18 protein-coding genes are annotated in these 20,185 nt (G+C 46.6%); 13 read left to right on the plus strand and 5 right to left on the minus strand.

Going from position 1 to position 20,185, the window contains the following annotated elements; translation table 11 throughout:
• The first annotated feature begins 98 nt into the window (after positions 1-98).
• The 5 genes from G3M70_04355 (at position 99) to G3M70_04375 (ending at position 5,953) form a co-directional block, all read left to right on the plus strand.
• The gene (locus tag G3M70_04355) at positions 99-1,334 is read left to right on the plus strand and encodes a type II secretion system F family protein (GenBank protein QPJ61160.1); all 1,236 of its coding nucleotides are present in this window, start codon (positions 99-101) and stop codon (positions 1,332-1,334) included.
• Positions 1,331-1,963: a type II secretion system protein gene (locus tag G3M70_04360; protein ID QPJ61161.1), complete on the plus strand. Its 633-nt coding sequence runs from the start codon at positions 1,331-1,333 to the stop codon at positions 1,961-1,963. The genes G3M70_04355 and G3M70_04360 overlap by 4 nt, the downstream gene beginning before the upstream one ends.
• 112 nt (positions 1,964-2,075) lie before the next feature.
• Positions 2,076-2,693, plus strand: a complete 618-nt coding sequence (locus G3M70_04365) for a hypothetical protein (protein QPJ61162.1) — start codon at positions 2,076-2,078, stop codon at positions 2,691-2,693.
• Positions 2,694-3,012: 319 nt separating this feature from the next.
• Positions 3,013-3,405 carry a type II secretion system protein gene (locus G3M70_04370; protein ID QPJ61163.1) on the plus strand — a complete coding sequence of 131 codons (393 nt, stop codon included), beginning with the start codon at positions 3,013-3,015 and terminating at the stop codon, positions 3,403-3,405.
• Between the two features lie 883 nt (positions 3,406-4,288).
• Positions 4,289-5,953, plus strand: coding sequence for a YfhO family protein (locus G3M70_04375; protein QPJ61164.1), 1,665 nt, complete (start codon positions 4,289-4,291; stop codon positions 5,951-5,953).
• Here the strand turns inward: G3M70_04375 and G3M70_04380 are convergent.
• Positions 5,950-6,390, minus strand: coding sequence for a DUF1499 domain-containing protein (locus tag G3M70_04380; protein ID QPJ63709.1), 441 nt, complete (start codon positions 6,388-6,390; stop codon positions 5,950-5,952). The genes G3M70_04375 and G3M70_04380 overlap by 4 nt on opposite strands.
• Before the next feature lie 158 nt (positions 6,391-6,548).
• Here G3M70_04380 and G3M70_04385 point away from each other — a divergent pair, with 158 nt between their 5' ends.
• Complete coding sequence (locus G3M70_04385) at positions 6,549-7,178, plus strand: hypothetical protein (protein QPJ61165.1); 630 nt, start codon at positions 6,549-6,551, stop codon at positions 7,176-7,178.
• Between the two features lie 19 nt (positions 7,179-7,197).
• Here the strand turns inward: G3M70_04385 and G3M70_04390 are convergent, their stop codons facing one another.
• A complete protein-coding gene (locus G3M70_04390) occupies positions 7,198-9,195 on the minus strand; it encodes a potassium transporter Kef (GenBank protein ID QPJ61166.1) in 1,998 nt (665 codons plus the stop codon).
• Positions 9,196-9,322: 127 nt separating this feature from the next.
• Here G3M70_04390 and G3M70_04395 point away from each other — a divergent pair, with 127 nt between their 5' ends.
• The gene (locus G3M70_04395; GenBank protein ID QPJ61167.1) at positions 9,323-10,555 is read left to right on the plus strand and encodes an ammonium transporter; all 1,233 of its coding nucleotides are present in this window, start codon (positions 9,323-9,325) and stop codon (positions 10,553-10,555) included.
• 114 nt (positions 10,556-10,669) lie between these two features.
• On the opposite strand, the gene G3M70_04400 is transcribed toward G3M70_04395, so the two are convergent.
• On the minus strand, positions 10,670-11,533 hold the full coding sequence (locus G3M70_04400; GenBank protein ID QPJ61168.1) for a pentapeptide repeat-containing protein: 864 nt from the start codon (positions 11,531-11,533) through the stop codon (positions 10,670-10,672).
• Between the two features lie 144 nt (positions 11,534-11,677).
• Positions 11,678-12,523: an HDOD domain-containing protein gene (locus tag G3M70_04405; GenBank protein ID QPJ61169.1), complete on the minus strand. Its 846-nt coding sequence runs from the start codon at positions 12,521-12,523 to the stop codon at positions 11,678-11,680.
• Positions 12,524-13,009: 486 nt separating this feature from the next.
• Here G3M70_04405 and G3M70_04410 point away from each other — a divergent pair, with 486 nt between their 5' ends.
• The 3 genes from G3M70_04410 to G3M70_04420 are packed head-to-tail and all read left to right on the plus strand — an operon-like array spanning position 13,010 to position 15,568.
• Positions 13,010-14,020: an NAD-dependent epimerase/dehydratase family protein gene (locus G3M70_04410; protein QPJ61170.1), complete on the plus strand. Its 1,011-nt coding sequence runs from the start codon at positions 13,010-13,012 to the stop codon at positions 14,018-14,020.
• On the plus strand, positions 14,013-14,723 hold the full coding sequence (locus G3M70_04415; protein ID QPJ61171.1) for a nucleotidyltransferase family protein: 711 nt from the start codon (positions 14,013-14,015) through the stop codon (positions 14,721-14,723). Before G3M70_04410 ends, G3M70_04415 begins: the two co-directional genes overlap by 8 nt.
• Positions 14,720-15,568 (plus strand): NAD-dependent epimerase/dehydratase family protein, encoded by an 849-nt coding sequence (locus G3M70_04420; GenBank protein ID QPJ61172.1) that lies wholly within the window; start codon positions 14,720-14,722, stop codon positions 15,566-15,568. Before G3M70_04415 ends, G3M70_04420 begins: the two co-directional genes overlap by 4 nt.
• 38 nt (positions 15,569-15,606) lie before the next feature.
• Here G3M70_04420 and G3M70_04425 read toward each other — a convergent pair whose 3' ends face one another.
• On the minus strand, positions 15,607-16,050 hold the full coding sequence (locus tag G3M70_04425) for a PH domain-containing protein (GenBank protein QPJ61173.1): 444 nt from the start codon (positions 16,048-16,050) through the stop codon (positions 15,607-15,609).
• Between the two features lie 332 nt (positions 16,051-16,382).
• On the opposite strand from G3M70_04425, the gene G3M70_04430 reads away from it, so the two are divergent.
• The 3 genes from G3M70_04430 (at position 16,383) to G3M70_04440 (ending at position 20,154) form a co-directional block, all read left to right on the plus strand.
• Entirely contained in the window at positions 16,383-16,871 is a 489-nt protein-coding gene (locus G3M70_04430; protein QPJ61174.1) for a hypothetical protein, read from the plus strand.
• Positions 16,872-17,053: 182 nt separating this feature from the next.
• Positions 17,054-18,379 carry a TolC family protein gene (locus G3M70_04435; protein QPJ61175.1) on the plus strand — a complete coding sequence of 442 codons (1,326 nt, stop codon included), beginning with the start codon at positions 17,054-17,056 and terminating at the stop codon, positions 18,377-18,379.
• Complete coding sequence (locus tag G3M70_04440) at positions 18,376-20,154, plus strand: HlyD family efflux transporter periplasmic adaptor subunit (GenBank protein QPJ61176.1); 1,779 nt, start codon at positions 18,376-18,378, stop codon at positions 20,152-20,154. Before G3M70_04435 ends, G3M70_04440 begins: the two co-directional genes overlap by 4 nt.
• Positions 20,155-20,185: the final 31 nt, after the last annotated feature.

Raw genomic sequence — 20,185 nt, forward strand, 5'->3', positions numbered from 1 at the left:
TATCTGGTCAAACCGGATAAGTTGATTTGGTAATCGTGAATTTAACTGGACTCAATTTTTCAAAACCTGTGAACTTGTAATAGAGAACGAACACGACTATGGCAAATTTTCAATACAAAGCACGGGACAAGATGGGAAGCCTGATTTCAGGTGAAATGGAGGCCTTGAGCCGGGAAATGGTCGGGCAGGAACTGGGACGACAAGGCCAGTTTCCCGTTTCCATCCAGGAAATCAAATCCCGACAAGGGGAAAGCAAAGGATTCAATATCAATGTTGATGAATTCTTTTCCAGAATCAAGATTGATGACATGGTCCTGTTCAGCCGTCAAATGGCCACCCTGTTCCGGGCCGGAATCCCCCTCATGGGAATACTCAGCGCGTTGAGTGAGCAAATTGAAAATCCAAAGTTCAAAAGGGTGCTTGAAGAAATGCACCGTGGAATTCAGGATGGTCTGGCGCTCTCTGAAGTGATGTCTCGCCATCCCACTGTGTTCTCGGAACTTTACGTCAGCATGATCCGCGCCGGTGAAGAAGGCGGAATCATGGATGAAATTTTGCAGCGCGTAGCCGATTTGCTGGAAAAACAGTCTCAGAATGAGGCCAAGGTAAGGTCTGCACTTCGCTACCCCAAATTCGTCCTGATGGCGATGGCCGCCGCTTTGGTTGTCCTGATGATTTACGTCGTACCTGTTTTTGTCAGAATATTTGAAAAGGTCAATCTTGAGCTGCCTCTGGCTACCCGGCTATTGATCAGTTTCAATAATTTTTTCCATAATTACTGGTATCTGGGGTTGGCTGGCCTGATTTTTGCTGTTTATTTGTTCAAGAACTATCTGGCCACTTCCCAGGGGCGGTACCAGTGGGACCGCATAAAACTGAAATTACCCCTTGTTGGCCCGATTGTCCTGCGGGCGGCCATGGCAAAATTTGCAAGAGTGTTCGGGAATCTGCAGCGCGCCGGGGTTCCCATTCTGGATGCCCTTATGGTGTCTTCCCGGGTAGTGGATAACGCCGTCATCGCGCAGGTGATTGAAAAACTAAGGGACAGTGTGCAGGAAGGCCTTGGACTTGCCGCACCCTTAAAATCCAGCGGATGGGTGCCAGTGATGGTTGTCCAGATGGTGGCTGCAGGTGAAGATTCCGGGCTGCTGGATGAAATGCTCGTCAAAGTGGCGGACTACTACGATGAAGAAGTGGAACGCGCCGTATCCAGCCTTTCATCAAGCATTGAGCCAATATTAATAGTGTGCATAGGGGGCATGGTGTTATTTGTCGCCCTGGCTATTTTCATGCCGATGTGGGATATGTCACAGATGGCAAGGACAAGAGGATGATGACTCCAGACGAAAAAAGCAGTTCCGGAAAATCCCCAGCCTCACCGTTTTCTCTTTTAAGGGAAAGCGGCGGTTTCACTTATATCGAACTCATCATGGTCATTGTGATGATCGGATTCTTGTCCTCAATCATAGCCTTGAAATTTGTTGAGGTTGCGGAAACGACTGAGATCACAGCAGAGGGCGCAACCATTGACCTGCTGCGGTCCAATATGATCAACACGATTGGAGAACAATTGATCAATGGAAACGCAGCAACCTTTCCTATCAACCCGTTCGACAACCTGACCAAAATCCCGCAAGGCTATGATCGGTTTCGCACCACCAAACCTACAGGGGAACCTGCGGACGATGATATCTGGGTATTTGTACGCGGCAATCAGGCCAATGCAGGCGGGCAGATCACACCACAGCAGGCGGGCACTACACTGCCCACATTCCGGGTCGACGGCTTTATCTACCACCAGAGACGCGATTCCACTGTTGTGCGATGGGCTTATGATTCTTCTACCGGTGTCATCAGTAAACGGCTGATCGAAAAACCAAGTGACCTCAAACGACAACGCGATTTTAATGCACGGACGCGAGGCGAAACCACCAGAGATCAGGAACTACAAAAAACGCGATAGAAAGTTTTAGAATCCGGATTTTTACCTTTAATACTGGCTGGCAAAAACCGTTAATAAAGCAGTGGCCGTGCAACACTGTATTTTAATCATAAAAACGGTAGAGAGACAATAAATGGAAATCGCTTACGAAGTGCTGATGGACACAGGTCAAATACTGGCGCTGGTACTGGTCAGTTTCGCACTCTGCATTTCAGCGATGATCCTGTTTAAACCCCGATGGGCGAACGCCCTGAACCGGAAATTCAACACCCTCTACAACACCGATGATTCGATGGACAAGCTCAACAAGAGAGTGTCCACAACTGATGTTGTGTTGAAAAACCGGCTTTTAATCGGTTCCCTGTTCTTTGCCGGTTCGGCCTTTGTATTCTGGTACTCACTGGCAGAATTCGATCCGCAAAAGTTCATTGATTATGTGATCCAGCCGGAAACCCGGTCGGGGATCATTTTCAGTGAAATCGTGATGGAAAGCCTGCAATGGCTGTTCATTATCGTCAGCCTGATCGGGGTGGTAACGGCCATCACTATTCTGTTCCAACCCGAGACTTTCAAAGCGTTCAGCGACAAGCTGGATCGAATGTTTTCAACAGACGAAACCGTAAAACAGCTGGAAGAACTGAATAGTTCACTCGACTCCTGGGTTATCCGGCATCATGTGCTGGTGGGCGGGCTGATGTTTGGGGGATCTATTTTCCTGATGGTGTTCTGTATACGCGAATTCATAGGGTAAAAACGATGCCAATCAAACCAAACGCTTGCTGGAAATAAAAGAATTGAAAAAATTAGCGCGTTTATGGGATGGTCAGGGAACATAATGGGTAAGTGGTTACACATTTAATACGTGGGAATTCTTACCCGGAATTGAGGAATTTGGACAAATAAAAAATTTCCTTTGATAAATGCCAGTCAAAAGTGAATTTTTGTGAGAATGGAAAATGTAAATCAATACGGCATTGAAATTGCTTTTTTATTAAACAGTTGCACGGAGTTCAAGAGGACCTGCCTTTGGGTTCCGTGAAGAGACCCAAATAAACTTTCAGGAGGAAGCCATGCTTCGCGGAAACAATAAAGAAAAGGGTTTTACACTCATTGAACTCATTCTGGTGATCGTCATTCTCGGCATCCTCACCGCAGTGGCCCTGCCACGTTTTGTTGATCTGGATGCCGATGCCCGTACCGCCCGGAATCAAGGCGCACTTGCTGCTATTCGTGGAGCCATCACCATGTTACATGGGAAATACCTCATTGATAATACCGCCAATGATTACACTGAACTTATAATTGTCAACAATACTGATATTCAGGGTGGTACCATGGGTCAAGCCGCAGGGTTACTTACGGTAACTTGGGAGGGGGAGACAACTGGTTATACTTATACCTACACGCCGAGATCAGGAAATGTTCCTGGAATTGCAGCTTGTTCAACAACAGGTTGTAGCTAGGTAAAGTTGTTTTGAAAGGCAAATTATCCTACAAATGACAAGCACTCATACAAGCCCTGCCTTTAAAAGGCAGGGCTTTTTTTTTGGCATTCCCTTTAAAGAATGGCTTACAAGCCTGGTAATTTTCATTGTCCTTGCCGGGTTATATTTTCCCTATCTTATAAATGGAATCTACGCTCCATCCGGGGCGGATCTGGCAATATTTTTTATCCCTTTCAGGCAACTTTGGGTTGATTTAGTAACTCAAGGATTTTTTCCACTTTGGGATCCTTACACCTCTTCTGGAAATCCCATTTTTGCCACCCTGCAGGGGGCGGTGCTTTACCCTTTTAGCATCCTGTTTTTGTTCCTGGATTTTTTTTCCGCGTTTAACATTACGTTTGTTCTTCACTTCAGTCTTGCCGGATTTTTCATGTACTGGCTTTTAAGGGTCAGCCCCTGCAGTCGATTGGGAGCCGCCATCGGCGCGTTGGCTTTTATGTTTGGAGGCTATCTTTTTTCTTTGAAGTTTTATTTATCCACCCTCTTTCCCGTCGTATGGAGCCCCTTACTGATCCTTTTCTTTCTGGCCGGATTGAAAAAAAATGACCGGAGGCTGATCCTGGGTGCCTCATTGGTTTCAATATTTATGATCTTTGCAGGGGGCGCTGAAACCTGCTATCAAATTTTTGCATGGCTAATTCTTTTTTCTCTTTTTCCTCGGATTATTTTTCCTGACCAGACTTTACCCGATTTAAAAAACCGACTAATTTCGCTTGGTATTTTTTTGGCCTTTTTCTTTGGAATGTCTGCCATTCAATTTCTCCCAACTATGGAGCTTGTCCAAAATTCTATCCGATCAAAAGCATTTGATATAACTCTGGCTTCGAGTTGGAGTATACACATGCAGGACTGGCTTCAATTTATCTTACTGGATCCATTTGGCTATATCGCCTTCCCCCGTTCCCCCGAGGAAGGACAGGCCTGGATGCAATCTCATTATGTTGGCCTCATTCCCCTGATACTATCAGGGTACTTTTTATTTAAAGGGAGAAGGTTATCTTTGGCATTTATTTTGATAGCATTGGTTTCCTGGTCTCTGGCTATGGGCAAGGGATCCTTTGTTTACCAGTTTTTCTTTGAGGTCCTTCCTGGCTTTGATCGTTTCCGTTATCCAGTGAAATTTATTCTTCCGCTGATCCTGGTGTTATCTATTTCAGCAGCCTGGGGCTGGGACCGGTATTACACATCAAATCCTGATGACAAAAAAAAGGTGATGCTGTTGGGATTTTCGGCATTACTGATGGTGTTGTTTGGATTAATTGATATTTTTAATATTTCAATCATTCAGTCGTTGGAAGCTAATGGATTTCAATTCCCTGCTTTCAATCAGCCAGTTATAAATTTATCCAATATGCAACGACTGCTTGGGTTTTCTTCCCTGTTTGTCTTCTTTCTTTTTCTGATGATGAAACATCCGAAAAAGAAAAACCTGTGGGCTTGTTTTGCGGTTTTTATTTTTTTCCTCGACATCTTTTTCAGTAACTACGGAAAACAGGAAATCAACGCCACCAAAAATTTTGATATTGTTCCACCCGTTACGCGGTTTTTAATGAATGATCCAGGGTTGTTTCGTGTATTCGTAACTCTTGAAACCGAAGTGTTGAAAAAAAACGAAAAAGTGACCCGAAAAATTCGTGGTGTTGAGGTTCGAGGAAGGGTCTTGCCCGTAGAGTTCAGAGGGCAAAACCGGGTTCAACAATTAGATGGGTGGAATGTTATTCGGAAAAAGTCTTTGAGAAAAATACTGAATCAAGTGGGCGCAGCACCATTGGAAAACAAATTGCCCTTACTCCGCATGGCCAATGTGAAATACATCGTGCATGGTACGCCCCTACCCTTAGACAATCTTCCTCTGGCATTTGAAGAATCTCCAGAATACCGCCAAATGCTTGAAAAAAATGTAAAACACCCACCACCGCTGATGCGTGTTTATGAAAACCCCATTCATCTCGGCCGTGCATTTCTTGCGGGGAACTGCCAGACTATTTCGGATGCCACGCAACTAAACAACGAATTATTAAACCCTGAGTGGGATCCGGAAATATGGGTCTACCTGCCGGAGTCTCCGCCAGACCTGCCCTGCCTTTCACCCACTGCAACTGCTGTAAAAGGGGAAGGCACAGTAAAACTTATCGGGGCTGAAAAAACCATCACCGCTAAAAGTCCGGACCCTGTATCCTCGGATGGTTTCGCTCCCGGTGAGTACCGGTTTCTGGTCGATTCCGTACGCCAGCAATTCCTGGTATTGAGCGACAGTTATTACCCCGGTTGGGAAGCGTTTATCGATGACAGGCCGGTCACCATTTACCGTGCCAACCAGGCCTTCCGTGCCATCGTCATCCCCCCCGGCAAGCACGAGGTGGAGTTTCGCTATCGACCCAAAAGTTTCCTCTATGGGGCATGGATATCGGGAGTCAGCTTGATTGCGGGTGTGGCTTTCGTGTTTGTATCCACAAAGAGACGGCGCAAAGCAGGCATTAACATTGAAAATGAAAATCCGAACTAGGCCTTGGGTTTCTTATCTGTTTTTTTCAGGAGAGAATAGATCAATTCGACACGTTCACGGTTCACACCCAGATCACTTTTTCCGATGCGTGAAGCGGACCTCACATGTAAGGTCCCGGTTTGGGAGTCAAAATAGAACTCAACATCGTCGACAAACCGGAACACCAGGCTTTCGAATTCAGCATAAAGGTAATTTTCTTTTTCGGTGATAATGCGGACACGGTCCTGCGACTCAACAGCACGCTTCACGCGTCCCATCACCTCTTTGGCATCAGCGGAAAATAAAAGCGGTTTGACGGAGTGCTCGGCATCCTCGGTTGCGTTGGTTGAAACACAGTTTGGAGAAGACGGGCAGTTTTTAAGCTTTCCATCCTGAACACCCAGGTCTTTGGGACGCTCACCAGTACAGGCGGAAAGCGTCAACACAAAAAACAACATAAAGGCGATACAAAAAATCCGGAAACACCGATCCCTGAATCTGCCAAAACCGTTCAATTTGTTTGTGGTAACGGTTTGCACGATTGACTTTCCCATAGCCTTCCCTTAGATTAATCGCAACCCTGATTTCATGTTAACGCAGTTTATTTCAAAACACTATGGCACTTGAGACCGAATATAAAAACCCGGAAGTCGTTTTGACCATTGCCGCTTCCGACCAGCAACTTGATTACGTCCGGTACATCAAATGTGCTGGGCTTATTATGATCGCCGTTTTCATCGCTTTTTTTTCCGGAACCGAAAGTCTGCTGCTTTCGCTCTCGGTGGTCGTATTGCTCATTGCTCTCATTCTTCTGATTTTAAACAGACCTGAGATCACAATGGACAATATCAAGAAAACCATTCGGATCAACGGAAAACGCGATGGCAGCCAGACCGCACAATTCCCTCCAAACATGGTCGACAAAATCCGGGTGCGGACTCGAACCGCAAAGGCATCCCGCTGGTCGAGAAAGCCAAAAATTTCAGAGGGTCCAGGGAAAAAAGGCAAACGGCATCTGGACACCTGGTATTACTCTCAACTTTTCCTCAAGGAACCAAAAGGAAAACGCAAAAGTTCCAAAGCCCGGATCATTGAAACATTCGAACTGGAGGATATTGTCGAAGCCCACTACATGGCTCAGTTGATCTCATCGTTCACTGGAGCCAAAGCCTTCGATATACAAGGCAAGGTTCTCCCCTCCACTAAAAGCCACATCCCAACCAAATACCTGAAACAGACCGACTGACTATTTTATTACGGCGGCTTTATTTCTCATCCTGCTGAGGCTCCTCCACGGGAGCCCCCTTGCGAACGCGCGCAACCGCTTTGTCCAACATGGCATGGCGGCCGAACAGTACCAGCAGGTCTTCAACCTTGAGATTGAAACTGGAATCCGGATTTGCGTGGACTTCCCCCAAGCGCACTACCGCAATCAATCGTGCCCCGGTTTGTTTTCGCAAATCAAGGTCGCCAATCGTTTTGCCGGTAGCCCAGTCGCCCTCACCCAGAGGCACCGAGTCTGTGAGTGAAGCCGTGAGGTATGTAGAAAACTTGTTGAGGCTCTCTGCATTCAGGGACAAACCGCGAAACATGCTATAACCTTCCATCCGGACCAGTTCCACCTGTTGTTCGATGATGTTGTTGGGAATACGAAATTCACGCAGTACTCTTGTGAAAATTTCAATCGAAGTTTCAAATTCCTCCGGGATCACCAGATTGGCCCCGGCAGCCGTCAGCAATTCCACATGAACATCGGAGCGGGTACGTGCCATGATGTAAATATCAGGATTGAGCATCCTTGCCAGCCGGACCACCTGCTCCATGTAATTTGGATCTGGCTTTGAAACCACCAGCACCCGGGCTTTTTCAATTCCTGCGCGCTGCAGGGTGTCGCGATGAGATGCATCACCGTAAAGAACCGGTGCCTGATGTTGCATGGCCTTTTTAATTTTTTCCCCATCGCGCTCCACCACCAGAAAGCCAATACGAATTTCTTGCAGGACGCGGGACAGGTGCTGCCCGATCATTCCATATCCAGCGATGATGACATGTTTGGTCAGCTTATCCATTTCAGAATCCGAAGGGGCCGTTTGAATTCGCTGTGATTTTTTTACAAGTCGTTTAAGGAGAGGATTGGCCCATTGAATGAGCGGCGGTGTGGCCAACATGCTGAGCAGCGCGACGATCAGAAAATCCTGATACTGGTCCGAGGTCAATCCCCCAGTCTGAGCAGAAAGGCTGGCCAGGATCAATGAAAATTCCCCGGCCTGCGCCAGATAAAGGCCAGTCATCATGGCAACCCCGGCAGAATACCTTGATAACAGTACGGCGACGGTACCCAGGAAACCTTTTAACAGGATTAATGCAGCGGCGGCCCCCAGATACATTCCGGCATGCTGCCAGAAAACACCTATATTCAGAAGCATGCCAACTGAAATGAAAAAGATACTGCTGAAGTAATCCTTAACCGGCAGGATATCAAGGGAGATCTGATGCTGATAATCTGACTCGGACAGTATCATGCCAGCAATGAACGCTCCCATCGCCATCGTCAATCCAAGAAAATGGCCTACCCAGGCGGTTCCCAGGATCAAGAGAATGACAAACAGGGTCAGGTGCTCTTTGTTTCCAAACCGGGCAACCCCATGGAGGATTTTAGGGACAAGCAATCGAGAAGCGAAAAAAACACCACCCACGGCCAGCCCGGATTTTAGCAACGCCCAGGTCAGATCTCCTATCGAAAGGGGCGTCTCGCCCCCCAGCAAGGGGACCATCAACATGAAGGGCAGAACACAGATATCCTGGAACAACAGGACACCGATCACAACCCGACCATGATCTGTGTCAATTTCTGCCCGGTCGGTTACCATTTTTAAAATAATAGCGGTACTGCTTAAACCCACCAGAATGCCCAGTACCATGCCGGTTCTCATGGAATAGCCAAGGACCGAGCTGAACAAGGCAACAAACCCTATCGTCGATCCCAGTTGAAGAATTCCGGCGGTAAAAATTCGACCCACATTTTTCAGAATATGACTCAGGGAAAATTCCAGACCGATCAGGAACATCAGCAGGATCACCCCGATTTCTGCAAGATGTTCAACCGACTCCGGATCGGAAATCAATCCCAGGGCATGGGGGCCTATCAGAACTCCAGCCACCAGGTAACCCATGATGGAAGGCCATTGGATCTTATGGAACAACAAATTAATTGGAAGTGAAACGAGAAGAAGTAAGGTAAGATCCTGGATAATTTCAGTCATAATCTGATCTATAATGGTTTGTTTTTTGCGTCTTTAGCCAAAAACACCTGGAAAAAAACTTGGGGGGACTTGCCGCTTCCATTATACTCATCCGTGGCTTCCCGAGGAGAAAAAGGAGGTCCAAATAATGAATCTTGAAAACGTTGCGTTGGAACACAGCGGAGATGTTCTTTTCATGCTGTTGGGCGCAGTGATGGTTTTCGCCATGCACGGCGGATTTGCATTTCTGGAGGTTGGCACTGTAAGAAAAAAAAATCAGGTCAATGCCCTGGTAAAAATTATTGCCGATTTTGCGTTCAGCACCGTGGTCTATTTTGTTGTTGGCTATGCTATCGCCTATGGCATTTACTTTTACGGCTCAGCGGAATCCATCGTAGCTGATAACCAGGGGTACGAGCTCGTCCATTTTTTCTTTTTATTGACCTTTGCAGCAGCCATACCCGCCATCATTTCAGGTGGAATAGCCGAGAGAGCGAAGTTCTGGCCGCAGGTATTTGCTGCCGCTATTTTTGTTGGTGTGGTGTATTCCACCTTCGAAGGGATGGTCTGGGGGAAAATCACTTTCCTGGGCCAGGACGGTTCGTGGCTTGCCAATTTGACGGGCGCGCCTTTTCACGATTTTGCAGGCTCTGTCGTTGTACATTCCATGGGTGGATGGCTGGCACTTGTCGGCGTACTCATCCTGGGACCTCGATTAGGCCGTTGGGATTCACAAGGACGCAGCCGCCCCATCCCTGTCAGCAATATTCCTTTTCTCGCTCTGGGTAGTTGGATGCTCTGCGTGGGCTGGTTCGGCTTCAATGTCATGTCTGCCGCCACTCTCACGGGTATCTCAGGTCTGGTTGCGATGAATTCCCTGTTTGCCATGGTGGGTGGTATCCTCACCGCACTCCTTATTTCAAACAACGATCCCGGTTTTGTGCACAATGGCGCTTTGGCAGGCCTCGTTGCGATCTGTGCCGGTTCTGACCTGGTTCATCCCATCGGCGCTTTTATTATCGGTTCTGTCGCGGCCGTGATCTTTGTTAAAGGTTTCATGTGGGAACAGGAGAAGATGAAAATTGATGATGTGCTGGGGGTCTGGCCTCTACATGGTATTTCCGGAACATGGGGTGGCATTGCAGCCGGGATTTTCGGGCAGGAAAGTCTGGGTGGGTTGGGAGGAGTCTCTTTCGTCTCCCAGTTAGTTGGATCGGTTCTCGCCATCATCGTCGCACTGACAGCCGGTTTTCTTGTTTACAAGGTGCTGGATTCCACCGTTGGCCTGAGAATGGAAAAAGAAGATGAGCAACGAGGGTCAGATCTTTCAATTCACAAAATCGAATCCTGTCCTGAAGATGCAACGTCCCGTTTTGGCTAGCAACTCTGTCCTCTATTTTAGAGAATATGAGTGAAGTTTATAATCCCATTAAACAAAGGCTTGGAATTCTTTCTGGTCGAGGTACCAAAACTTGATTGAACCGGGTAGTTAATTCTAATGTGAGTTCGCTTGAATTTTAAAATCAGCTTCTGACAACCAATCGATCTTAAGATATTCGGGAAGTTTGGTTTTCGGGTCCAGGTTTGTAGAGTTTAGCTGTTCGGGGGAAAGGTTCAGCGCCAGTGTCATGTCCGCCCCGCGCAGATTTGCCCCTGTCAGAACCGCCTTGTCGAAATCAGCTCCGCGCAAAATAGCACGCTCAAGATTCGCGGAAGACAAATCAGCCCCGCGTAGAAAAGCGCGGTTGAGTTCCGATCCAGAAAGGTTGATCTTTTCCATTCTCGCGTTTCTAAAATCACCACCACTGATGTTACAAGCCGACAAGTCGGCCGAAACCAGACTGGCCCCGTTGAAACTGGTTTTCCCAAGAAAAGACTGGGAAATATTAGCTCCATCAAGCCGGGCCTTAATCAACTGGGCTTTTCCCAGGTTGGACCTGGTCAACTCTACGTTTGAGAGGTCAGCTTCCACAAACGAGGCCCCTGACATATAAGCGCGACGCAGCTTTGTACCGACCAACGACACTCCGTCAGCAATCGTTTCAGACCAGTTCGTTTCCGAAAAATCAGCATCGGATAAATCCGCGCCGGACAACCGGGCTTTTTCGAAGTTGATCCGGAGTCCTGAAGCCTGTTTGAACAAAGCGGCTTCGCAATTTGATTTTTTCAGTTGAGCTCCGTTCAATAAAGCTCCTGAAAAATCCGCCCGCTTCAGGTTGGATCCTGTTAACTCTGCTTCTTTCAGGCTACCTTCACTGAGGTTTATCCCCGCCAGGTTCTTTTTAACCAGTTTGATCCCGTTGAGTTTCTTTTTAGATTGTTCAAGACGCCGGATCCCCTCCGGTTTTTCATCTGGCATAAAAACTTCCTCATAGGGACAAAAATTTCAAGAACGCCAATTATAAATGATTTTGGTTCAACACTGGAGATTTTTGAGTTGGATCTTTATTTTCTGGTAATTAAGGAAAGCATTCCAGGCAGGCTGTGAGGATTGAGTTTCAGATCAACTGAGAAATGATTCGACTGTAAAACTGTACTGCCCCAGAGTTTCATCCTGAACTTTATTAAACGTCTCTTCGTCCAGGCCAATTCGTGCCATCGAACCTATTTCTATGGAGGGCTTACCAGGTTCTCCGCTACTTCCCAGTTCCAAATGGTAGGCTACACAATCGGCCAGATGAAGGACGGTGGCCACATCCGCGTGGTTTAAAGCTTTTGAAGGCTGGTGAACATAAGGAATTGATTCACAAAAAACATCGGGCAACCCCCATTCCCGAAGGAGGTAACCTCCCATTTCCCCATGGTGGAAGCCCAGCACTTCTTTTTCTACTTCCTGCAAATGCTTGTTATCAGTCTGCGCTTCTGAGATGATTAACCGGGCCTGAATGGGAATCTCTTTGTAAAAAACCAGGCTACCGATGTCGTGTAAAATTCCTCCCAAATAATAGCGTTCTGCATTGGATTGATTGATGCCCCTCCCAATAAGCCGGGCACACAATCCCACGGCAATACTGTGCCGCCAGAACTGCTCCATGACAACAAGCTCCTTGGGAATTCCCTTGAACTTTTCAATCACCATGGAAATCAACGCAAGGTCAACGATCTGCTCCAGGCCAATGATGGACATGGCATGTGTAATGCTTTCCACCTTTGATTCAAAACCGAAAAATGAACTATTCGATATTTTTAAAAGTCGTGCAGCGAGATCGGTATCTCCTTGTATGATTTCCGCATAATCCTGAAACGTAGAATCAGGGTTCGCTAAAGCCATCTGCAATTTATGATAAATGGCAGGGGCCGTAGCCACACTTTCACTGATAAGATCTTTAATTTGAAACTGAGGAGACATCAATTATTTTAAATGTAAAGTTAATCCACTTTACCAGATATAAAGGGTGAGCAAGGCTTTGTCTATATTTATCAGCATCAAAAATTTAAAATACAGGGAAATTAGTCCGATCAGGATAGAGAATAACCCCCACCCATATCCATACCAGGGCAAAACCTGAGATTTTGCATCTTTACTTTTGTCGTTCTTGAGGGAAGATTTCGGTTATGTGATGGTTAAATCGTAATTGACCTCCCAAATGACAATTTTTCAGAAACGTTGAAATTCGGCTCACAGGAAATACAAAACTAAAGACAGATAATTCGATAGTATTAATTTTCGACCGGACAGGTTTTCAATATCTGGCATATCAACCTCTCTGACTGGTTAATTTCAAAAAAATAATTACTATTTTTAACAGTGCTCACATTCAATTTTTGTTATAGTTTGTTTCTTAACATTAAAAATATTATCTCAAACCCCGGCCCCTAGTGGGAAATGAGGACTATGCAGTTGAAGAACCGGAAAATTTTAATCACAGGTGCCGATGGTTTTATCGGGTCTCACTTAACAGAAGAGTGCGTGCGGCGTGGCCTCAATGTCAAAGCATTCGTCTATTACAACTCCTTCAATTCCTGGGGCTGGCTCGATCACAGTCCTCCTGAAATTCTGGAGCAGCTCGAAGTATTTTCAGGAGATATTCGCGACCCTTTCGGAGTAAAAGAAGCGATGAAAGGCTGCGACCTGGTTCTCCACCTCGCAGCGTTGATCGCGATACCCTATTCCTATCATTCCCCCAGTTCCTATGTTGACACCAATATCCAGGGGACACTCAACGTGGTACAGGCAGCGCGTGAATTGGAAGTGGAGAAGGTTGTACAAACCTCCACCAGCGAAGTTTACGGCACAGCACAATTTGTCCCCATTACGGAAGACCATCCCCTACGGGGGCAGTCACCGTATTCAGCCAGTAAAATAGGAGCAGATCAAATTGCACAATCGTTTTACACTTCGTTCGAAACACCGGTTGCAGTGATTCGCCCATTCAATACCTACGGACCGAGACAATCCATGCGGGCCGTTATTCCAACGATCATCGGGCAGATTTCTGCCGGGGCCAAACGGATTCGACTGGGATCGCTCAGCCCAACCCGGGATTTTAATTTTATTGAAGATACAGTAAACGGATTCCTCACCGTGGCGGAATCGGATAACAGTGTCGGCGAGGTGATTAATATTGGGAGCAATTATGAAATTTCAATCGGTGACACAGTGCGTCTGATTTCCGAAGTGATGAATACTGAAGTCGAAATTGAGCAGGAAGATGTACGCCTGCGTCCGGACCAGAGCGAAGTTGAACGACTTTGGGCCTGCAACGCGAAAGCAGAAAAACTGACCGGGTGGAAACCCGACTATGCGGGGAAAGAAGGACTCCGCCGAGGGCTGGAAAAAACAGCGGAGTGGTTTTCCATTCCTGACAATTTGAAACTTTATAAAACAAACACCTACAATGTCTAAACGTGCGGTTCTCCTGGCAGGCGGCAAAGGCACTCGATTGAGGCCCTACACCGTAGTACTCCCCAAACCTCTCATGCCACTGGATGACTACCCTATTCTGGAAGTCGTCATTCGCCAACTCATAAGGTACGGTTTCACCCACCTCACAATCGCCATCAATTATCAGGCTGAATTGATTCAGGCATTTTTTGGCCACGGGGAAAAGTGGAACATCAAGATCGACTATTCGCTTGAAGAAAAGCCCCTAAGCACCATGGGCCCCCTAAAGCTTATCAAGGACCTCCCGGAAAACTTCCTGGTGATGAATGGAGATGTTCTGACCGATCTCGATTTTGAAGAGTTTTATCAGCACCATATTAATAACGGTCATTTATTCACCACCTCGGCTTTTCAACGTGAAGAGCGCTCAGAGTTTGGTGTGCTTGAGGTAGACGATTCCAACCGACTGACCGGCTTTAAGGAAAAACCCGCAATCCTGCTTGATGTCAGCATGGGGATCTACATGATTAACCGGAAGGTGCTGGATTTCATTCCCGAAAACGAGTTTTATGGGTATGACACGCTGATGAAAGACATGCTGAAATCCGGGAACCCAGCGCATATTCGCCGCCATAAGGGCTATTGGCTGGATATTGGCCGTGTCGATGATTACGCCCGCGCTATTGAAGAGTTTCCTGCCATTAAAGACAAGTTTTTGACATGAATCTGGTAACCGGCGCCGCAGGTTTTCTGGGACGGGCATTAATGTCGGCTCTGGAAACCCGAAACATACCTGCAATGGGTGTGGATATCAAAGATGGTGATATCGCTGATCCCGCGTTCCTCAAAACTCTCCCTGAAAAACTCGACCGGGTTTTTCATCTTGCAGCTCAAACCTATGTCCCTGACAGTTGGGAACGTCCACAGGATTTCATCCGCACCAACGCATTAGGAACTGGCAATATTCTGCAGCATTGCGTCAAGAACAAGACACCCGTCACGCTCATCAGTGGTTACCTGTACGGCACTCCCGAACAGCTTCCTATACCGGAATCCCATCCCCTTACTGCAGGCAATCCGTATGGCTTGTCGAAGAAACTTGCGGAAGAAATGGGAGAGTTTTATCACCGTGTACACAATGTACCCATCACCATAATCCGACCATTCAATATTTATGGTCCCGGCCAAAACATAAAGTTTTTGATCCCCACCATCATCGACCAGGTATTGAACGGAGACAAGGTGGAAATTCTGGACCTTGCTCCCAAACGCGATTTTCTTTTCTATGAAGATCTGGTTGAGGCGTTGATCTTGACACGGGATTGCACCGGCGGTCTGGAAAAATTCAATATTGGTTCCGGCTATTCTATCGACGTTAAGGAAGTGATCGACACCATACAACGGGTGGCCGGCACCGATAAGCCCGTTCACTCAAAAGAAATACGCCGCCAGAACGAAGTGATGGATGTTGTTGCCGATATTACCCGAGCTAAAACGCAATTAGGCTGGACTCCGCGCCACAGCTTTGAAGACGGTATCCGGAAAATAATCAAAAACCCTGCACAATAAAACCTGCGAACCCTTTCACACCTTTTTTAAAAAATTCTTTAAAGGTCTCTGAGTTGCTCCTGCACCCTTTTTTTGAATCCAAGAGGATCGGGTATATTTTCAAATGGGTCACTTTGCCCACCCGTACCCGAAACGAGAATAGTTCCAAAATTCAACATCCTTCCCATCACGGATTGATCCACCTGGATACTTTCAATTCTTTTTAGAAACAACTCCTGCGTCTCTCTTTTTATTATGCCTTCCTTCACAATCAAACGGTGGTCGGTCAATCCAAATTCTGACGAAATGTATTTGATGAAAACAATGATACCGTGAATCAAGGCTACCAAAAATAGTATCCCCGCCACATCCACCACACCAGCCAGAAAAGACCCGATGGCAGCGACAAGCTCAATGATCGGCCAGAGAAAAATTATCTTGTGGGAATGGGTCTGGTAAATTATTTTTTCCTGATCCATTAAATTATCTTCAATATATCCCATTCAAAATTCTCCTCTTTCTAGATTTGGACAAGATGCCGGGTGAAATGAAAAGCTCCCCAAAAACCACAGAAAGCAAAAATCTGCATGAACCCCCTGGGACCCAAAAAATACCCTAACCCCAGGAAAAAGACCAGTCCACTGATAAACAAAATTATAGAGGTAGTCTGGCAAAAACCTGATACGAAAGCGACGACACATAGGGCCAGTTTTGATCAATCAATACTATCCAAAACTAAGAGTTTGATGACAAACCAATGCGTAGCTTTGCAAAACCCATTGATTTATTGTAAGCTATATCCATACTTAAAAAATTGGTGGATCAGGTATCAGCCGTGGAATCCCGAAAACTTCGCAAATTTTTTCGTGATTTAAAGAAAGCTGGGAAAAGTTCGTTCATTCCTCTCGCTTTATTGGGGATGCTCAATTTGTTCTTCCTGCCCTTTATTCACTTTCATCCGGGAAATACCCACGCCCATCCAGGGGAATTCGAAACGCACCATCACACTGGACACTTTCATTCCTCAGAATTAGAAAACATTGCCCTTTGGGCCAATATCCACCCAGGTGATCCAGAGGAAGACGAACCTTTACATCATTCCCATTCCTCACCGGAACACGATGTTGATCAGGTCGCATACACCACTCTCGCCTTACACACGGTCGACAAGCTTAAACACTTTTCCAAACCCGACCTGGTAAAAAATACTCCCGTCCTGCAGGAAAACTTCAAAAGAAACTCTCCAAGGTTTTTTCCCACATTTTCTCCTGCTGTGAACCACCCCAAACCGGTTCAACAGGTCCGTGGGCCCCCCTCTGTCTGAATTGCCTCATCCTAATTTTAAAATTTGAATTGTGCCGTAGATTTTACGATTTAAAAATTTTGCTCTCACCTTAATTCTTTCCATAACAAGGATTCCGAAGGTGGTGAACAGGTTTTTGCGATCTTTCAAAGTTTGTGACCCATTTTTCATAAACAGCGGCACCGTCTAAACAGGCAAACCAGATGAAACGTATCCGAGTGCTGGTGGTTATGGTGTTTTTAACCATCAGCCAAACACTGCAACCCGCTTTTGCGACAGAAAAAATTTCTTCAGTACCTTCGCCTGAAATGCGTGGGGTGTTGACACTCGATCGGGTGATCGTCGAGGTGCTGCTTAAAAATCCTTCGCTTCAGGCTTTTTCTCTTGAAGTTCGAGCTCGCGAAGCCCGAATGCTTCAAGCCGGAATGTGGCCCAACCCCCAATTGCAAATTCAGGCCGAAGATATCACCGGCACAGGTCAGTTTGATAGTTTTCGCAATACCCAGACTACGGTTCAATTGAGTCAACGGATTCGGCTGGGTGGAAAAATCGCAAAGACAGAACGTGTCGCAGAGCTGTCAAAGGACCTGGCTCAGTGGGATTACGAAATTACGCGTATGAATATTTTGACCCGGACGGGGCAGGCTTTCATTGACGTCCTGAAAAGTCAGGAACAAATGAAACTGGCTGAAAATCTGGTTTTGTTAGCCGACACTAATCTCAAGGTGGTCACTCTTCGTGCCGAAAGCGGGAAAGTGTCTCCGGTCCAGGTGGTCAAAGCGAAAGTCGCCCGATCCAAAACTCAACTGGAAATCAACAAGGCCCGGAACAAAATCGAAGCGGCCCGTCGCCGCTTGAGCATAACCTGGGCGGAATCCAGCCCAGGGTTTGAAGGAGTGCTGGGTGATTTTTTTCGAGTTGACACCCTCCCCTCCTACGAATCACTGCTTACCAGACTTGGGAAAAACCCCAACTTGGAGCGGTGGGCCGCTGAAATTTCCCACCGTCAGGCGAAAATCGAACTGGAAGAATCAAAAGCTATTCCCGACCTTCAATTGCAGGGAGCTTATAGAAGGATTGAAGATCAGCAAGCAAACACATTAGTGCTGGGGATCAACATTCCCCTGAATATATTTGATCGCAACCAGGGAGGCATCCTGGAAGCTCGTCACCGCAGGGAGAAAGCTGATGCTGAACAATCCGCCATTCGGCTGCAATTACAATCCCGTTTGGCTGATATCTACACCCGGCTTTCAAATGCTCATCAACAGGCCACAACTTTAAAACAAAACATTCTTCCCGGCGCCCGGAAAGCTTTCGATGCGGTTCAGGAAGGGTATCGATATGGAAAGTTTGGATTGATCGATGTTCTCGACAGCCAGCGCACCCTGTTTGAATCCCGCTCCAGCTACCTGGAAGCCCTCGGCAACTATCACAAGGCTGTCCTCGATATCGAACGAATTATTGGGGCTCCCCTGTCATCGCACGGTTCCATAAGAATAAAACAGGAAGGGAAGCCCAAATCATGAACAAGAAAAATGAGAACAGGCTCCCACAGATTTTGTTTTTCATCCTCCTGGTCGCAGGAATCGGATGGTTGATTCAGGACCCGAACTCTCTTTCAAGGTTCAAAGATCTGCTTTTTGAAAAAGGGGGTGTCGGTTCTTCACATGACCTTGTTAATGACGATCATCATGGCGGACGTGAATTAGCGAAGGACAATTTAAAACTCCTGGTCTCTATTTATGAAAAAGGGGTTCCTCCCCAATTCCGAATTGAAGCAAAAGACAACACCGGAAAAACCATTCTTCCTGCCAATATTTCCCTGGGAATAAAACTCAAACGACTTGGTGGCAAGATCGATTCCTTTACTTTTTTTCCAGCGGGTCAGCAATTAATTAGCCGCGAAGTTGTAACCGAACCTCACTCATTCGATGCGGAGGTCACCGCTTTGTGGCAGGGAAAAAACTACACCTGGAATTTTTCGCAAATAGAAGCGCGCACCGAAATAAGTGATGAAATAGCACAGATCTCGGAAATAAAGATTGCCAAGGCCGCTTCTGCAACTCTTAGCGTATCGCAAAACTTTACGGGAGAAGTGGGGCTGGACGAAGGCAAGGTTGCGCATGTGTTGCCTCGTCTCGACGCAGTGGTAACACACGTTTTTCAGCATCTTGGAGATAATGTTCAGGAAGGAGAAACCCTTGCCGTACTTGATAGTCGCGAGCTAGCCGATGCCAAAGGCAGTCATATTAAAGCGAAAAAGAAACTGGAGCCGGCCCTTCTTGATTTAGAACGGCAGGAGTTGCTATTTAAAAACACCTCCAAATTGCTCGAATTGTTGAGTCGGGATCAGGATATGTCCTCTCTGGATAAAACGCTTGATGAAATGATCCTGGGTGAAGTTCGGGCACAACTGATACCCGCATTGGCAAAATGGAAGCAAACTCACGCAGCTTATATTCGAGAAAAAAAACTCTTCGATAAAAAAATATCATCAGAATCTGATTTTCTGGCAGCGCGTGAACAACACCAAAGTGCCGGAGCTCAATACAATGCCCTGAAAGAAAAAATTGCCTACGACAATCAAAGGGCATTGTTAGAAAAACAAAAAATCGCTGAAAAATTTTCCCTGGATGTCAAAACCACTGCTCAAAAATTATTGGCACTGGGTTTAACTCTTGAAGAAATTGAAGAATTGTCCTTTGACGAAGAGCATCGCTTCACCCAGTACGATTTGCGATCACCCCTGACGGGTGAAGTCATTCAGAAGCATCTTGCCGTCGGAGAGGCGGTGGGGAAAAACGATGACATCTATGTGATCGCCAATCTCTCCAGTCTCTGGGTGAATGTCGCCATTCCCGCACGGTTTCTTGGAACCATAAAAGTAGGGCAAAAAGCCCGCATCATAGAAGAACACCAGGGCCTGAAAACCAGGGGAGTGCTCAGCTATCTTGGTTCAGTGATTGACGAAAAAACACGGTCTGTTACCGGACGTGTGGTGATAGCCAACCCAAAAAGATCCTGGCGACCTGGAATGTACGTCGATGTTGATCTTGTCCAGAGCGAAATCAAGGTGCCGGTATCGGTAGTCAACAGTGCCGTTCAAAAGTTTCGTGGCTGGGACGTAGTGTTTGTTAAGTACGGAAACTTCTACGAGGCTCGACCCGTTACTCTGGGACGTACCGATGGACAGCGCATTGAAATCATCGAAGGCTTAAATAAGGGAGAGCCATACGTCTCCCAAAACAGTTTTGCCATCAAAGCGGAGCTGGGGAAATCCGGAGCCACTCATTCGCATTAGCAGGTTTCTGAATTGTTTTAAAAGGAAGTTT

The sequence above is a fragment of the Candidatus Nitronauta litoralis genome, assembly GCA_015698285.1.
Lineage (GTDB): Bacteria > Nitrospinota > Nitrospinia > Nitrospinales > Nitrospinaceae > Nitronauta > Nitronauta litoralis.

Bases quoted from the DNA above. Each gene is read 5' to 3' on its own strand.
- G3M70_04355 (QPJ61160.1), top strand. From the start codon at position 99: ATGGCAAATTTTCAATACAAAGCACGGGACAAGATGGGAAGCCTGATT.
- G3M70_04400 (QPJ61168.1), bottom strand. From the start codon at position 11,533: ATGCCAGATGAAAAACCGGAGGGGATCCGGCGTCTTGAACAATCTAAA.
- G3M70_04425 (QPJ61173.1), bottom strand. From the start codon at position 16,050: ATGGGATATATTGAAGATAATTTAATGGATCAGGAAAAAATAATTTAC.
- G3M70_04420 (QPJ61172.1), top strand. From the start codon at position 14,720: ATGAATCTGGTAACCGGCGCCGCAGGTTTTCTGGGACGGGCATTAATG.
- G3M70_04380 (QPJ63709.1), bottom strand. From the start codon at position 6,390: ATGTTGTTTTTTGTGTTGACGCTTTCCGCCTGTACTGGTGAGCGTCCC.
- G3M70_04395 (QPJ61167.1), top strand. From the start codon at position 9,323: ATGAATCTTGAAAACGTTGCGTTGGAACACAGCGGAGATGTTCTTTTC.
- G3M70_04405 (QPJ61169.1), bottom strand. From the start codon at position 12,523: ATGTCTCCTCAGTTTCAAATTAAAGATCTTATCAGTGAAAGTGTGGCT.
- G3M70_04435 (QPJ61175.1), top strand. From the start codon at position 17,054: ATGAAACGTATCCGAGTGCTGGTGGTTATGGTGTTTTTAACCATCAGC.
- G3M70_04410 (QPJ61170.1), top strand. From the start codon at position 13,010: ATGCAGTTGAAGAACCGGAAAATTTTAATCACAGGTGCCGATGGTTTT.
- G3M70_04440 (QPJ61176.1), top strand. From the start codon at position 18,376: ATGAACAAGAAAAATGAGAACAGGCTCCCACAGATTTTGTTTTTCATC.
- G3M70_04370 (QPJ61163.1), top strand. From the start codon at position 3,013: ATGCTTCGCGGAAACAATAAAGAAAAGGGTTTTACACTCATTGAACTC.
- G3M70_04415 (QPJ61171.1), top strand. From the start codon at position 14,013: ATGTCTAAACGTGCGGTTCTCCTGGCAGGCGGCAAAGGCACTCGATTG.
- G3M70_04390 (QPJ61166.1), bottom strand. From the start codon at position 9,195: ATGACTGAAATTATCCAGGATCTTACCTTACTTCTTCTCGTTTCACTT.
- G3M70_04360 (QPJ61161.1), top strand. From the start codon at position 1,331: ATGATGACTCCAGACGAAAAAAGCAGTTCCGGAAAATCCCCAGCCTCA.
- G3M70_04375 (QPJ61164.1), top strand. From the start codon at position 4,289: ATGCAGGACTGGCTTCAATTTATCTTACTGGATCCATTTGGCTATATC.
- G3M70_04365 (QPJ61162.1), top strand. From the start codon at position 2,076: ATGGAAATCGCTTACGAAGTGCTGATGGACACAGGTCAAATACTGGCG.
- G3M70_04385 (QPJ61165.1), top strand. From the start codon at position 6,549: ATGGCACTTGAGACCGAATATAAAAACCCGGAAGTCGTTTTGACCATT.